Consider the following 15150-nt stretch of genomic DNA (forward strand, 5'->3'; position numbering starts at 1 on the left):
GCCCCACACCGCGAGGGTCCCGCCTCGAGCTTGCGAGAGGTGGGAGCGGTGAGGTGGGCCCCACACCGCGAGGGTCCCGCCTCGAGCTTGCGAGAGGTGGGAGCGGTGAGGTGGGCCCCACACCGCGAGGGTCCCGCCTCGAGCTTGCGAGAGGTGGGAGCGGTGAGGGACTACAGCGAGCGGGCAATGAGTTCCTTCATGACCTCATTGGCGCCGGCCAATACGCGCAGCACCCGGTTGTCCGCATACATGCCAGCAATGGGGTATTCCAAGCAGTAGCCGTATCCGCCGAAAAGCTGCTGGCACCGGTCCACCACCTCGGCGGTCCTGTCAGTGACCCAGTATTTGGCCATGGATGCCGTGGCGGCATCCAGCCCACCATTGATGTGTTTGACGATGCAGTCATCCAGAAAAACCCGGTTGATGCGGGTGATGGTGGCGCATTCGGCGAGCTCAAAGCGGGTGTTTTGCAGCTCAAACAACGGCTTGCCGAAGGCTTCACGGGTTTTGGTGTATTCCAGCGCAGCCTCCACCGCGGCCTCGCTCATGGCCTGCGCCAGGATGGCCGTGATGAGCCGCTCCTGCGGCAGCTGGGCCATGAGCTGGTAGAAGCCCTGGCCCTCTTTGGTACCGCCCTTTTTGGTACCTAGGATGTTGGCTGCCGGGACCCGCATGTTGTCAAAGAACAGCTCGGAGGTGTCCTGACCCTTGAGCCCAATCTTGTCCAGGTTGCGGCCTCGGGTGAAGCCGGGCGTTGCGTCATTGACCTCGGCCACCAGCAGTGAGATGCCCTTGGCGCCCTGGGCGGTGTCCGTCTTCACGGCGATGATCACCAAGTCGCACAGCTGGCCGTTGGAGATGAAGATTTTGGCGCCGGTCACCAGATAGTCGTCGCCGTCGCGCACCGCCCGGGTGGTGATGGCCTGCAGATCCGACCCTGTACCCGGCTCAGTCATGGCGATGGCGCCCACCCACTCACCGCTGCAGAGCTTGGGCAGCCACGCAAGTTTTTGCTCCTGCGAGGCGTAGGCCAGCAGGTAGTGGGCCACAATGCCCTCGCTGACGGCAAAACCCAGGCCCCCCGCGCCGGCAGCGGTCTGCTCCGCCAGCAGCAAGGCCATGTTGGCGAAGGTTCCGCCGCCTCCCCCATACTCCTCGGGGATGGACATACCTGTCAGCCCCAGCGCGCCGGCGCGCTGGTATAGGGCCTTGTCCGGGAATCCCTGCGCGCGGAATTTCTCCTCGAGCGGGGCAACCTCCTTGCTGAAGAATTCCTTGAGCAGGGACGCCACATCGCGAAGATCCTCATCGATCCAGTCAGACGAAAACTTAGTTGTTGACATACCGCCAATAGTTCAGGACTATTGACAACGTGTCAATAGGTGGCGCAAGTCTTTACTTTCCTCCTTGAAGGCGATGACCATGGACAGCTCCGGAACATATTCGGCCATCACATATGCGGTGGCCGATCGCATTGCCACTGTGTGTCTGAACCGGCCGCAGGCCCGTAACGGCTTCACCGGGACCATGGCCCATGAGTTGGAACATGCTTTCACCGCGGCCGACGCCGACCCGGACGTTTCGGTGGTGGTCTTCAGCTCCACGGGAAAGGACTTTTCCGTAGGCGCTGATCTCAGCGGCGGCAGCTTTGACGCCATCATGCCGGCCGAGCCCACTGACGGCTGGCAGGAACCTGCCGGCCGGTGCTCCAAGACCATCTTTGCCATGAACAAGCCGGTCATCGCGGCCATGCGCGGCGTCTCAGTGGGTGGCGGCATCACCATCACCCTGTCCTGCGACTTCCGCCTGGCCTCGCACGATTCCCGCTTCTCCTTTCCGTTCAGCCACCGAGGCATCTTCCCCGAGGGTGCCAGCGTTTGGTACCTGCCGCGACTGGTGGGCATCTCCCGCGCCACGGATTGGATGCTGACGGGGCGGCTCTTTGGTGCCGAGGAAGCGCTCGACGCCGGACTGGTCACCTCCCTGCACGCGCCCGAGGATGTGCTGGAAGCCGCCTACGCGCTGGCACGGCACCTGATTGCCAACACTTCAGCGGTTTCCACGGCAGTCATCAAGCAGATGCTCAACCGGCTCAGCGGTTTGGACTCCCCCATCCCCGTCCATGCTGTGGACTCCCGGCTGATTGCTGGGCTTCCCGGGCACAGCGACGCTGTTGAAGGGGTCTCCTCATTTCTGGAAAAGCGCCCACCCCGTTTTCCGCTGCAGGTCCCGCAGGACCTGCCGCAGTGGCTACCCTGGCTGGAAGCCGGGTCAACACCGTGACCGCGCCCCACCCGGCCCCGCCGCCAACTGGAATCTCCGCGGCCAAGGAGGTGCCCGGCGTCGAGCATCCGGAGATGCGGCGGCAGCGACTGAACCCGGACGAGCGGCGTCAGCAGATCTTCGTGTGCGCCCAAAAATTGTTCAACGCGCACCCGTACGAGGACGTGTCTGCAACGGACATTGCGGCGGCGGCCGGGGTGGCCCGCGGCCTGATCAACCACTACTTTGGCAACAAGCGGAACCTGTATTTGGAAGTCATCCGGATCAGTTCAACGGTCTCCGCGGTTGCCGTGGCGCGACTGCCGGAGGGGACGCTTGAGGAGCGAATCGACCTGGCGGTGGACTGGTACCTGGATTCGTTGGAGAAATCCGGCACGTCCTGGCTGACGCTGGGTTCCGGGAGCATGGGCCGTGACCCTGACTTGGAAAAGATCCTGATCGCGGCGGAGAACGATTCCATTGAGCTGCTCATCGAGACGTGCGGACTGGCCGGGCGCACGGAGGGGCGCGAGCAGATTCGCGCCATGTTCCGGATCTATGCGCAGCTGGCCCGCAGCGGTGGGCGCGAATGGCTGCTGCGCAAAACCCTGACCCGTCCGCAGGTGCATGCCCTGCTGGCCAGCACCCTTGCGGTCATTGTGGAGAAGGCTGTCCCGGCCGTGTAGCCCCCCTTGCAACTGACTCAACGACAACGCCATTAGGCTGAGTTGGGCAGTTTGGCTGAATGCGACCCCGTATTCCAACTGCCCAACGCGCTCTAAAAAGAGAGCGTCGGGTTGTCCCTGACCGTCAGTGGGATTTGTTTGCCTATGCGCCTGCTGGGGGACGGGGCGTGGCGCATGCCCTGAGGTCACTTTGCTGTGTCAACCAGATCTCGCCAACAAAGGGGAATCCCTGCCACTCCGGCAGAGTTGCCAGCGGCTACTGGCACGACGACGTCGCGCATCGGCGCACTCTCACTATTGGGTGGGGAATTGCATCAAATTATTGCCCCCGAATCCTGCCGGAGGCGGCGTTCCCGCGACCGCCCGATAAGATCATTTCAATGCCATTGGGGCATTGCGATGGCTGCGGCGAAATGGATTGTTAATGAGTGACTCCCAGGGGATAAAGAACCCCGTTTCCGGAAAAGATTCATCGGGGACAAAGGTTCTCATCAGTCTGGCTGCTGCCGTCATTGTGCTCTTTGGGTTGAGCCGCATTTCCTCCATTGTGGGTCCCGTGTTCCTGGCATTAGTTCTCACCATCTGCGTTTATCCGCTCAAACAACGCCTCATCCTGCGCGGCGTCCCTGCCGCCTTGGCCACGGTTTCCACCATTGTGGCCGTGTATGCCATGATCGGTGCACTGGTTGCCTCCCTGTGGGTGTCGGCCGTGCAGCTCACCCAACTGCTGCCGCAGTTTGCACCACAGATTGCCGATCTGCGTGCAAGCGTCCGGGTATTCCTGCACGACTACTTGGGCATTGGCGACGAGCAAGTCCGTGCCATTGTGGATTCCATCGACCTGCGGATTCTGGTGGACACCGCCTACAACCTGCTCGGCAGCGCTATGAATGTTGGCTCCGGCACGGTTTTCCTGTTGCTGCTGGTCATGTTCATGAGCATCGACGCCACCTACTTCCCCGCCATCCTCGCCGTCGTGCAGAAAAAGCGCGCGCCCGTGGTGGAGGCCTTGGGGAACTTCGCCAAGCTGTCCCGCTCCTTCATGGTCATGACCACCATCTTCGGTGCCATTGTGGCCGTGCTGAACCTCATTCTGTTGCTCACTCTGGGCGTTCCGGGCGCCGGGCTATGGGCCCTTCTGGCCTTTGTGTGCGGCTTCATCCCGTTCATTGGTTTTTGGATCAGCCTGGTCCCTGCCGCCATCATGGCCCTGTTGGCTGGCGGCCTGCCGTCCTTCATTGCCGTGGTGGCCTTCTACGGCGTCATCAATTCGATCATCCAGTCCATCATCCAGCCCAAGTTCGTTTCCGGTTCGGTGAACTTGAACATGACCCTGACATTCCTGTCGGTCATTTTCTGGTCGGCACTGCTGGGACCGCTGGGCGCCTTGATGGCCGTGCCTTTGTCCCTGTTTGCGCGGGCCATCCTGGTTGATTCGCACCCTCAGGCAGCCTGGCTGCGGCCCTTCATTGGCGACGTTGCAGAGTCCAAAACCATGCTGGCGGCCCAGCGTGCCGCGGCGAAGGCGGCGAAGGCGGCGAAAACCCCCAAGCCCCGATAGACGCTATCGCAGCAATGGTGCCATTTTGGCGAACGCTATCGCATCACCAGTGAGAGAGCGTTCGGAAAAAACTGACCATTGCTGCGATAGCGTCTGAAAAAAGTGGGAGGGCCGGGGTTATTGCAGGTTTGAGGTCAGCCTGGCTGCGCTGTCCCAGAACTTCTCCCCCGACGGGCGCTTGACCCAATCGGCCAGTTCCAGCTCCCGACTGTTGGCCCGGTAGCCGTCTTCCACGGCACGCATTTGCGTCACAAAGGAGGCGCTGTGGATCAGCACGGAGATTTCCATGTTCAGCGAGAAGGAACGGATGTCCATGTTGGAGGAGCCAATCACGGCAACGTCCTGGTCAATGCTGAAGTGCTTGGAATGCAGCACCTCCGGGGCCTTGTACAGGTAAATCTTCACCCCGGCCCGCAGCAACGCCTCATAATACGATCGCTGCGCGTGGTAGACCATGGCCTGGTCGCCAATCTCAGACACAAATAATTCCACATCCAGGCCGCGCCCGGCCGCCGTAATGATGGCCAGCAGCACCGAGTCCTCCGGCACAAAATACGGGCTGGTGATGCTGATCCGTTCGGTGGCCTGATGGATCATGGAGACAAAAAGTTTCAGGTTGTTGTCATTTTCAAAGCTCGGCCCGCTGGGCACCACCTGCGCGTCCACCAAATGCGGTGCCGGGTCCATGACAACCGGCGATGTGTCCAGCTCCAGCAAAACGTCTGTCTCGCTGAACCAGTCGGTGACGAAAACGGCGTCGAGCTCACGCACCACGGGCCCGTGCACGCGCATCATGAGCTCGTGCCAGCGCAGTCCGCGGGCCATGTTCTTCTTTTTGTTGTAGCTCTCGTGGACCAGGTTTTGGGATCCGGTGAATCCCACCAGACCGTCAACCACCAGCAGCTTCCTGTGGTTGCGCAGGTCGATCCGCTGCCACTGGCCCCGCCACGGCCGCAACGGCAGCATGGCATGGTATTCGGCACCCATTGCGGCCAACACGGCCAACGTTTCCTTCCGCCCGGGGTTCATGACGGACGCTAGATGGTCGCTGAGAACGCGCACGCTCACCCCGCGCCGACAAGCCCGTTCCAGCGCATCGAAGAACGGTTTGGTGGCTGCGTCGTGGACCAGGATGTAGAACTCCACATGAACGTAGCTTTGGGCGGCGTCGATTTCCTTGGCCATGGCGGCTATTGAGCCGTGATAGTCGGGGAGAAGTTCGACGCCGTTGCCTCCCACCATGGGCAGCGCACCCAAGTTGTTGTTGAGGGTGACAAGGGTGGCCAGGCCCTGGGGCCAGTCCTCCCGGTGGCTGAGCTGGCCCAGCCCCTCGGTGCGTTCCAGGATGAGCTCGTTGACATGCTTTTGCTTGTCACGCCGGGCCTTGGGCAGCCTGTTGTTGCCGACCAGCAAAAAACCGATGATGCCAATGAATGGGATGAAGATGATTGTCAGCATCCACGCGATGGCCGTTGCCGGCCGCCGTCGTGCGGATATGTAGGCCACAGCCACGGCGCCCAGGACCACGTGCAGGCCCAGCAGGACCCAGGCCAGATGGTTGGCGTCGCTGAACCAGTTCAGGATGCTCACAAAAAGTTCTCTCCCTCATGAAAAATACGCAGCGGCGGACCCCTTCGAGTCCGCCGCTGCGTCACTGTGATTCTTGCCAGTTTAGGGCAAGCAAGTCAGGAAACCTTGGCGAAATTCAAGATGAAGTCACTCAGCAGGCGTGTGCCGTACCCTGTTGCGCCGCGGGGACGCCAGGAATCGTCGGTGTCGCTCTTCATGGTCCCGGCAATGTCCAGGTGCGCCCAGGGCGTGCCCTTGACGAACTCTGACAGGAAGAGCGCCGCCGTGATGGCCCCGGCCGTGGGACCGCCCATATTGGAGATGTCGGCAATCTCCGAGTCCAGCTGCTTGCGGTAGCGGGTCTCCAGCGGGAGCTGCCAGATGGACTCTCCCGAGTCGGCACTGGCAGCCTTGACCTGCTCCACGAGCGGCTGGCTGTTGCCAATGACGGCCCCCACCAGGGTGCCCAGGGCTGCCATGGCAGCACCGGTCAGCGTGGCAACATCCACAATGGCGTCAGGGGTTTCCTCCATGGCCAGGCACAGGGCGTCCATCATGACCAGGCGGCCCTCGGCGTCGGTGTTCTTGACCTCAACCGTCTTGCCGTTGCGGGCTGTGAGAACATCGCCGAGCTTGGTGGCCGTGCCGGAGGGCATGTTGTCGGTGCACATGAGCCAGGCGCTGACCTCGGCCGTTGCACCCAAATCACGAAGCCCCGTCATGGCGGCCAGGACTGCTGCCGAACCCGCCATGTCCATCTTCATGGCCAGGTGCATCGGGTCCGAGGGCTTCAGGCTGATTCCGCCGGAGTCATACATGATGCCCTTGCCCACCAGGGCCAGGTGGGCCGTGGGTTCGCCTGCCGGCTTGTAGCGCAGCACGATCATGCGTGGTTCCTCTGCGCTGCCTGCGTTCACGCCGAGCAGACCGCCGCAACCGAGGTCAATGAGCGCAGCTTTGTCGTACGTTTCCACCGTCAGCCCAAACGAGGGGCCCTGCTCCGTGGCGAAGTCAGCATATTCGGTGGCCGTCAGGTGCCCGGGCGGGTTGTTGGCCAGGTCGCGGGCCAACGCTGCCGAACGCACCAGGACCTTGCCGCGGGCCGCGCCGGCTGCTGCACCGTCGCCGGCGCCCACCACCTCAAGACTCTCGACGGCCACATCCTTGGGAGCCGTCTGCAGGGCGTTGAAACGGTACCGGGCCAGCAGGGCGCCTTCCACGGCAACCTGGGCGGCCAGTGCGCCGTCGAGCCCGTGGCCTGCCGGGAGGATCAGAGCCAACTTGGCGTGGCGGGCAGCGGCACGGGCGAACGCCGCCGCGGCGTCGCGAAGCTCGTCGGCCGTGCGGGTGGCGCCGGATCCGGCACCCACCGCAACTGCCGCCGTCGCATCTTCACGGGGAATGACCAGGGTCTGGCCGGCGGCGCCGCTGAAGCCGGCAGCTGCCAAGGCATCCCTGCCCAAGCCGAGTTCGGCCGGCACATCACCATCAGTGGACACAAAGTAGCCCACGGCGGACGCTGCACCACTGGGTGCCGACGCTGCGGATACTGCCGGGTCCAGCAGCAGCGAAGGGGCCGGGTTGTACTGTTCGGGAATCAATTTAATGGGCGTATGCGCCATGGGAAAACCTTTTCTCTCGTAGTGAAACGCTTGCTAGCTTGCGGGGCCCCACGGGATGCCCGTGACGAACCAGAGCACCAGGAACGTGGTCCACACCACAATTAAGACCACAGTGTAGGGCAGCATCATGGCCACAATGGTGCCCACGCCTGACTTTGGGCGGTACTTTTGGGCGAAGACCACGATCATGGCGAAGTAGGGCATGAGCGGGGTGACGATGTTCATGGGTGAATCGCCCACCCGGTAGGCAGCCAGTACGGCCTCGGGCTCAATGCCCAGGCGCATGAACAGTGGCACGAAGATGGGGGCAAGGATGGCCCAGGCTGGCAGGCCCCCGGGCATCAGGATGTCGATGATGAGTGCCACAAGGACAAAGCCGATCAACAGCGGGACCGGGCCAAAGCCGGACGTTTCCAGCCAGTCGGCCATGCCCACGGCACCCACTGTTGCCAGGTTCGTGTAAGCAAAGTAGGCGATGAACTGGGCGATGACCAGCAGCAGGAAGATCAGGCCCGCAAGATTGGCAAAGGTCTTCACGATCGGATTGATGATGTCCATGCTGTTCTTGATGGTCCCGGCGCCCAGTCCGTAGGCGATGCCGCAGCCCAGGAAGACGATCATGACCAGGAAGATGATGCTGTCCATCAGTGGTGCGGCAACAATCAAGGAGCCTGTCTCAGGATTGCGCAGCGGGCCCCAGGACGGCAGGGAGAGAAGCAGTACGACGGCGGCTATGCCAAGCCCCGTGACCATGGCCCACGTGAGGCCCCTTTTCTCCGCAGGGTCAAGGGCACCGTCCTCGTGACCGGCTGACGGACCGTCGTAGACGCCCAGGCGGGGTTCCACGAACTTGTCCGTCAGCACGGTGCAAACGACAGTCACGAGGATGGTGGAGGCGATGCTGAAGTACAGGTTTGCCGTTACATCCAGGTTCCGTGCGGGGTCCATCATGTGGATGGCCTCGTTGGTGACTTCCGTGAGCATGCCGTCAAGCGGGGTGATCAGGACATTGACGCCAAAGCCCGCGGCAACACCGGAGAACGCTGCGGCAAGACCGGCCAGCGGATGCCTGCCCAGGGAGTGGTAGATCGCCGCACCAAGCGGGATCAACACCATGTAGCCGGCATCGGTGGCAATGCTGGAGATGACGCCCAGCAGCACAATCACAAAGGTGATCATGCTGGGGTGCGTCACCAACACCAGTTTGCGGATCAGGGCGGAGATCAGCCCGGCCTCCTCGGCCAAGCCCACGCCGAGCATGGCCACCAGGATCACGCCAACCACACCAAAGTTGGTGAAGTTAGTGACCATGGAGGTGAAAAGGAAGCGGATACCATCGGCGTCCAGCAGGCTGCGCACCTTGGTGGTGACGTCGTCGATCTCCCCTGTGACGATGTTGGCGCTTTGGAATGTTGCGCTGGCACCGGCCCAGGAGAAGATCACCGACAGCACCATGACCAAGCCAATGAGGATCAAAAAGATGACGGCCGGGTGGGGAACTTTGTCCCCCACCACCTCAACACCTGTCAGAAATTTCTCCAGAAATGACTTCTTCTGTGGTTTGAGTTCCGCCACCTTCTCGGCCAAGATGCATCCGCCCCAATCGTCGCTTTAGTGCTTAGACCAGGGCCTTGGCCTTGAGCTGTGCATACTCGTCCTCGGTGATGGTCCCGGCGTCGAGCAGGGCCTTCGCAGCGGCGATCTGCTCGGCAGGGCTCTGGGTGTGGGCCACACGGCGCACGTACTCCTCAGTTTCCTTCTGCGCCTGATTCAGCTGGGCGACACTGCGCTCGGTCATGCCCTGGCCGCGGGCGATGATGTAAACCAGTGCTGTCAGGAATGGCAGCACAACCAGGCCGATGATCCACAGGACCTTCATCCAGCCCGAAAGCTTGGAGTCACGGAAAAGATCAGCAACAATCTGGAAGAGCAGGATCAGGTAGGACAAAAACAGGAAGAAGATAATGATGGACCAAAGTGTTTCAAGAAAGTTCATTGTTACCCCAAAATCGGTTGAACGGAAAGGGCACACTCTAGTGCCCTGAAAGTAATTCATGTAGCTCTTGGAACCGTGTTTCTTTGCCAGATTAGCAGTTGCCGGCTCGGGGAAGTCCTCCGGCAGGTCACAATGTCTCAACGGTTTGAGGTAGCGCCCCAATTGTTCTGCAGCCGTCAAGAAGTTAGCCTGTGCCTATGAGCGAAATCGCCGTCATGATGATAATTCTGGCAATCACCATTGTCATCTTCGTATGGAATAAAATCCCCGTGGAGATAGTGGCGATCGGTGTTGCCCTGATTCTGTTCGCCACCGGAATCATTGGAATTGACGACGCGTTTTCAGGTTTTGGTTCGCAAACGGTCATCTTAATTGCTGCGCTCTTTGTGGTTGCGGAGTCCATTGATGCTGCCGGAATAACCACTTGGATGGGCGGTTTGCTGGTGAAGTTTGCCGGTGACAGCAGGCCCCGCCTGATTGCCCTGATCATGCTGTTTACTGCGTTTCTTACGGCTGTTATCAGCGTGAATGGCGCGGTTGCTGCGCTGCTGCCCATGGTGGTTGTTCTGGCTGTGCGGCTGGGTCGGGAACCTGGCCAATTGCTCATGCCCATGGCTTTTGCCGCGCACGCTGGCTCCTTGCTTGTCTTGACTGGTTCTCCTGTGAACATTTTGATTCTCGAGGCTGCGATCGACTCCACCGGCCGGGGCATTGGCTTTTTTGAATTTGCACTGGTTGGCGTGCCACTGCTGATCGGCACCACTGCTGTGGCCGTCTATTTGGGGCCCAAGCTCCTGCCACAGCGGGTTCCAGAGGACTCACCCAAGGACTTGAGTGACCATCCCCGCGTTTTGTTGGGTCACTACTGGCCCGCCGAGCATGAACTAGCTCGCCTCCTGGTTCCGGCAGGAAGCGGCCACGTTGGTGACAAAATCGCCGGAGTGCTGCCTGCCACCCGGGGCGGGGTACACCTGCTTAGTGTGCAAAACGCAGCTGGCAAGCCGCTGTCCTCAGAGGTGTTGGGTGCTGGCAGCTTCCTCGTGGTGCGCGGCACGGCCAGCGACATTTCCGACTTTGCCGTAGAACACGAGATGAATGTGGAAACCAGCCAGGGAAGTGACATCGCGTGCGGCTTGGTGAGCAAATCATTCGGGGTTGCCGAGGTCTTGGTGGCTCCCCGCTCAAATTTGATCGGCACCAGCGTATACCCGGGCATGGTCACGGAGAGTGGATCCCTGGTGGTCTTGGCGCACCAGCGGGCTGGCAAGTCCCCCGAGTCCGGCGCAAACCAGGTCAAGGCCGGCGACACCTTGCTGCTGCAGGGAAGCTGGAATGCGTTGGATCAGCACACCCGCGACCAAAACGTCCTTCTGGTTGACTCCCCCGATGCCATCCGACGCCAAACCGTGCCGTTGGGTCCCGGCGCCATTCCTGCGCTCATCATTCTGGGGGCCATGGTTGTCATGATGACCACCAACGTTGTCCCGGCCTCCGTGGCCGCACTCTTGGCGGCCATGGCCATGGTCTTGAGCCGTGTGGTCACCATGGGCCAGGCGCACCGTTCATTGTCCTGGCAAACACTGATCCTGGTGGCGGGAATGATCCCGCTGTCGGCGGCAATCACCAAGACCGGCACTGCTGAAATGTTGGCCAACGGCATTGTCTACCTCACCGGCAGCAGCAGCCCCTATTTGTTGCTGCTGGGCATCTTTGTTGTCACAGCCATCTTGGGCCAGCTGATCAGTAATACGGCCACCGCCCTGATCATCATCCCCATCGCCTTGTCGGTGGCCAACGAGGCTGGCCTGTCACCCCTCACGGTGTTGATGTGCGTCAGCGTGGCCTCGGCCGCAGCCTTACTAACACCTATTGCCACCCCCGCCAACATGATGATCATGCGCCCGGCGGGGTACAAGTTTGGCGACTACTGGAAATTCGGGCTGGTCATCATGGCGCTCTACGTGGCGGTGGCCGTGTTCCTGGTGCCAGTCTTCTGGCCCTTCTAGGCACCACCGACCATCTGTGGCGCAGTAGGTGCTGCAATTTCCTCAGGGAAAGCGCTGTCTGATGCATCTACTGCGTCACAGATGGTGCGGGGAACAAGAAAGTCCCCGATCCGAAGATCGGGGACTTTCGTTTCCATGGTTGCGGGGACAGGATTTGAACCTGTGACCTCCGGGTTATGAGCCCGGCGAGCTACCGAACTGCTCCACCCCGCGATGTGATTATTACTTTACGCTGCCCCAGTCCCGGGTGCCAAACTGAAAGCACGTGACGTTCGTCTCCCACCCCGTTCGCCCCGTGTTTACGCGGATTTCACCCGGGCTGAGCGCAGAAAGGCCCTGTCACCACAGGTGACAGGGCCTTCTCTATTGCACCTTCGACGGCGGAGCTAGGGTGCTGCGCTCGGCGTTGGTGTGGCAGACGGTGTGGCGGTCGGCACAGGAGTTCCGGCAACACCCTCGGCCGCCAGAGCTGCAGCAAGCGCAGCCTCAAGGCTCTTCTGGGCTTCACCGTAGGCCGCAAAGTCGCCCTTGGCCAACGCTGCCTGGCCGGCCTTCAGCGCCGCACTTGCGTCATTGAGGGCCTTGGCGAGTGCGGGATTGGTGCTCGAGGGCGTGCCCCCACCCGTGGAGCTTCCGCCCGAACCGGGGTCCTTGTCGACGCCGGCGTCGCCCGCGGTGGCACCGGAGTCACCTCCGAAGAGATTGTCCAACGCCCCATCGAGGGTGTCAGCGTAGCCAATGCTGTTACCGAAGGCCACCAGAACCTTCTGCAAGGTGGGGTATGAGGTGGAACCCGTGGACTTCACATACACCGGTTGGACGTAGAGCATGCCGCCGCCCATGGGCAGGGTCAGCAGATTGCCGTTGATGACATCCGACTGCCCCAGCTTGAGCACATTCAACTGCTCAGAGACTGCTGTATTGGATTGGAAGGTGTTCTGAACCTGGCCCGGCCCTGGCACCTGGGTGGCGTCCGGAAGTTCAAGCAATTGCAGCTTGCCGTAGTCCGGGCTCTTGACGCCCTTGACGTTGCCGGCATCACCGTTGGCCGCCATGAAGCCGTAGAGGATGTTGCGGGAGTCGGTGTTTTGAACTTCCTGCGGGATAAAGTCGGTGGTCAGCGAGAACGCTGTCTTGTCTTTTCCTGGCATCTTCAAGGACATGTAGTACGGCGGCTGCTTGTCCTTGGCCGTGGTGGTGGGGTCATCCGGCACGCTCCAGGCCAGGGTGTTCTTGAAGAAGTCCCTGGCATCGGTGACGTGGTAGCGGCCCATGAGCTCACGCTGAACCTTGAACAGGTCCTCCGGGTAGCGCACGTGCGCCATCAGATCCCCTGACATTTCCGAAAACGGCTTCACGGTGGTGGGGAAAACGTTCTGCCAGGACTTCAGGATGGGGTCCTGCGCATCCCAGGCAAAAAGCTCCACCGAACCGTCATAGGCGTCCACCGTGGCTTTGACCGAGTTGCGGATGTAGTTGACCGAGGCGTTGGGCAGCGGCGCAACACCGTTGGCAGCCGTCAGCGAATCCGTGGTGGCTTCCTGAAGCTGCTGCTGCTGGGAATACGGGTAAGCGGAGCTTGTGGTGTAGCCATCCACAATCCACTTGACCTTGCCGTCAACAATGGCCGGGTACGGGTTGCTGTCCAAGGTCAGGTACGGGGCAACCTTGGCAACACGTTCGGCCGGGGTCCTGTCGTAAAGGATCTGCGACTTCTCATTGACACCGTTGGTCAGCAGCAGATCCGTCGACTGGAACTTCAAGGCGTACATGAGTCGGTTGAACCAGTTGCCAATATTGGGGCCGGCGTCCCCGGTGAAGGTTGTCAGCGCCTCGGAGGCGGGATCGTCGCTTCCGGTGGTTGTTGAGCTTCCCTGCGGGCGGTCCAGCTCAATGGGATCTGTTCCCTCCGGTGCACCCACAATGGAGTAGTCAGTGGTTGACTGGCCAAAGTAGATGCGCGGCTGGTAGCTGGTGTCAGACCCCAGGACGCCGGTGGAAGGCACCCCGGACTGCATGAAATCGGGTTTTCCATCTGATGTGGCCCTGTTGGCATAGGCTGCCACCATGCCGTAGCCATGCGTGTACACCAGATGTTGGTTGTACCAGCTCTGCTGGTTGGGGTTGATGCCCTGGGGGTTCAGTTCACGCACAGCAATGACCGCGTCCTGAACCTTGCCGTCAACGGTGTACCTGTCCACGTTCAAGGTCTTGGGGAACTTGTAGTAAGGACGGAACTGTTCCAACTGCGCAAAGGTGGAGGACATCAAATTCGGGTCAAGCAAGCGGATGTTGGCCGCAGTGTCGGCGTCCTTGCGCAGGGCGCCAGCTTCCGCCGTCGTGGTGGCGTTGTAAGGGGTGACCTCCATGCCGGAGAGGCCATACGCATTGCGGGTCATCTCAATGTTGCGTGCAATGTAGGGAAGCTCCACATCGCCCTCGGAAGGCTTCACCTGCCATTCCTGGACGGCCAAGGGGTAGATTCCGCCGGCCACAATGGCTGTCACCGCGAGCATGCCGGCACCAATGAGTGGCAGTTTCCACTTGCCGATGAAGGCGGCCACAATAAACAGGATCGCCACAATGATGGCTGCCGCGGCCAAGATGGCTTTGGTGGGGATCACAGCGTTCACATCGGTGAACATGGCACCGGCACGGTAGCCACCGTTATCCTGCAAGGTGGCGAAGCGGCCCAGCCAGAAGTTCACGCCCAGCAGGATCAGGAACACACCCACCATGACGGCAATGTGAATCTGGGCGGCACGGGAGGTGAAGATGCCACGCTCAGTCAGGCGAATGGCGCCATAGAGGTAGTGCGTGAGCAGCCCCGCAATGAAGGCGATGACCGTGGCGCTAATCAGCATGCCCACTGCGAAGCCAAGGAAGGGCAGGGTGTTGGTGTAGAAGCTAATGTCCATGCCGAATTCGGGGTCCGCGCTGCCAAAAGGCACCTGGTACAGGAACAGCATGACCTTTTCCCACTGGGCCATGGCGGCCGTCCCGGCGAACAAGCCAAAGACCACGGGAATGCCAATCATCACCACGCGGCGGATGGGTTCCAGCTGCATCTGGTAGCGGTTGAGGTTGTCCTCGCGGGCACTGTCCGGGGCGTAGATGGGCCGGGCCCGGTATGCCACCCGGATGGAGAAGTACACCGCCAGAGCCATGATGAGGAAGCCGGCAAAGAAGATCGCCAGCTTGGCGATGCGCTCAGTCCAGAAAACCTGCGTAAAGCCAATCTGGCCGAACCAGAGTAGGTCCGTGTAGACGCCGGAGAAAAGCACAACACCAACCACCAGTGCCGCCACGACAATGATGGTTGGCAGCAGCGCACTGCGACGCTTGGGGCGGATGGAATTGCTCGGCGGCGGTGCTGGGCGGGATGTCACTCTCTACCTCTAACTCAAGTGGTGGAACTGAAAATGCAGGTGCTACTACTTAGTACTCT

At 61.1% G+C, this 15150-nt stretch carries 10 protein-coding genes and 1 tRNA gene; 4 read left to right on the top strand and 7 right to left on the bottom strand.

Going from position 1 to position 15150, the window contains the following annotated elements; genetic code table 11:
- Positions 1–170 precede the first annotated feature (170 nt).
- On the bottom strand, positions 171–1343 hold the full coding sequence (locus ACX80Q_RS03400) for an acyl-CoA dehydrogenase family protein (RefSeq protein WP_459329114.1): 1173 nt from the start codon (positions 1341–1343) through the stop codon (positions 171–173).
- 79 nt (positions 1344–1422) lie between these two features.
- Here ACX80Q_RS03400 and ACX80Q_RS03405 point away from each other — a divergent pair, with 79 nt between their 5' ends.
- The 3 genes from ACX80Q_RS03405 to ACX80Q_RS03415 all read left to right on the top strand — a co-directional run bounded on the left by ACX80Q_RS03405 (position 1423) and on the right by ACX80Q_RS03415 (position 4509).
- Positions 1423–2283, top strand: a complete 861-nt coding sequence (locus ACX80Q_RS03405) for an enoyl-CoA hydratase-related protein (RefSeq protein ID WP_459329115.1) — start codon at positions 1423–1425, stop codon at positions 2281–2283.
- Entirely contained in the window at positions 2280–2948 is a 669-nt protein-coding gene (locus ACX80Q_RS03410; RefSeq protein ID WP_459329116.1) for a TetR/AcrR family transcriptional regulator, read from the top strand. The genes ACX80Q_RS03405 and ACX80Q_RS03410 overlap by 4 nt, the downstream gene beginning before the upstream one ends.
- A gap of 424 nt (positions 2949–3372) precedes the next feature.
- On the top strand, positions 3373–4509 hold the full coding sequence (locus ACX80Q_RS03415) for an AI-2E family transporter (RefSeq protein ID WP_459329117.1): 1137 nt from the start codon (positions 3373–3375) through the stop codon (positions 4507–4509).
- A 117-nt stretch (positions 4510–4626) separates the two neighbouring features.
- Here the strand turns inward: ACX80Q_RS03415 and cls are convergent, their stop codons facing one another.
- From cls to ACX80Q_RS03435, 4 genes are all read right to left on the bottom strand, one after another.
- Positions 4627–6093 carry a cardiolipin synthase gene (gene cls, locus ACX80Q_RS03420; protein ID WP_459329269.1) on the bottom strand — a complete coding sequence of 489 codons (1467 nt, stop codon included), beginning with the start codon at positions 6091–6093 and terminating at the stop codon, positions 4627–4629.
- 101 nt (positions 6094–6194) lie between these two features.
- Positions 6195–7700 carry a leucyl aminopeptidase gene (locus ACX80Q_RS03425; RefSeq protein WP_459329118.1) on the bottom strand — a complete coding sequence of 502 codons (1506 nt, stop codon included), beginning with the start codon at positions 7698–7700 and terminating at the stop codon, positions 6195–6197.
- Between the two features lie 33 nt (positions 7701–7733).
- On the bottom strand, positions 7734–9287 hold the full coding sequence (locus tag ACX80Q_RS03430) for an AbgT family transporter (protein WP_459329119.1): 1554 nt from the start codon (positions 9285–9287) through the stop codon (positions 7734–7736).
- Positions 9288–9318: 31 nt separating this feature from the next.
- A complete protein-coding gene (locus tag ACX80Q_RS03435; RefSeq protein WP_459329120.1) occupies positions 9319–9696 on the bottom strand; it encodes an SHOCT domain-containing protein in 378 nt (125 codons plus the stop codon).
- Positions 9697–9893: 197 nt separating this feature from the next.
- On the opposite strand from ACX80Q_RS03435, the gene ACX80Q_RS03440 reads away from it, so the two are divergent.
- On the top strand, positions 9894–11702 hold the full coding sequence (locus ACX80Q_RS03440; protein WP_459329121.1) for an SLC13 family permease: 1809 nt from the start codon (positions 9894–9896) through the stop codon (positions 11700–11702).
- 136 nt (positions 11703–11838) lie between these two features.
- On the opposite strand, the gene ACX80Q_RS03445 is transcribed toward ACX80Q_RS03440, so the two are convergent.
- Together ACX80Q_RS03445 and ACX80Q_RS03450 are read right to left on the bottom strand one after the other, a co-directional pair.
- A tRNA-Met gene (locus ACX80Q_RS03445) sits at positions 11839–11915 on the bottom strand.
- A gap of 173 nt (positions 11916–12088) precedes the next feature.
- Positions 12089–15091, bottom strand: a complete 3003-nt coding sequence (locus ACX80Q_RS03450; protein ID WP_459329122.1) for a UPF0182 family membrane protein — start codon at positions 15089–15091, stop codon at positions 12089–12091.
- Positions 15092–15150 lie beyond the last annotated feature (59 nt).

This window comes from Arthrobacter sp. HLT1-20, assembly GCF_054510895.1.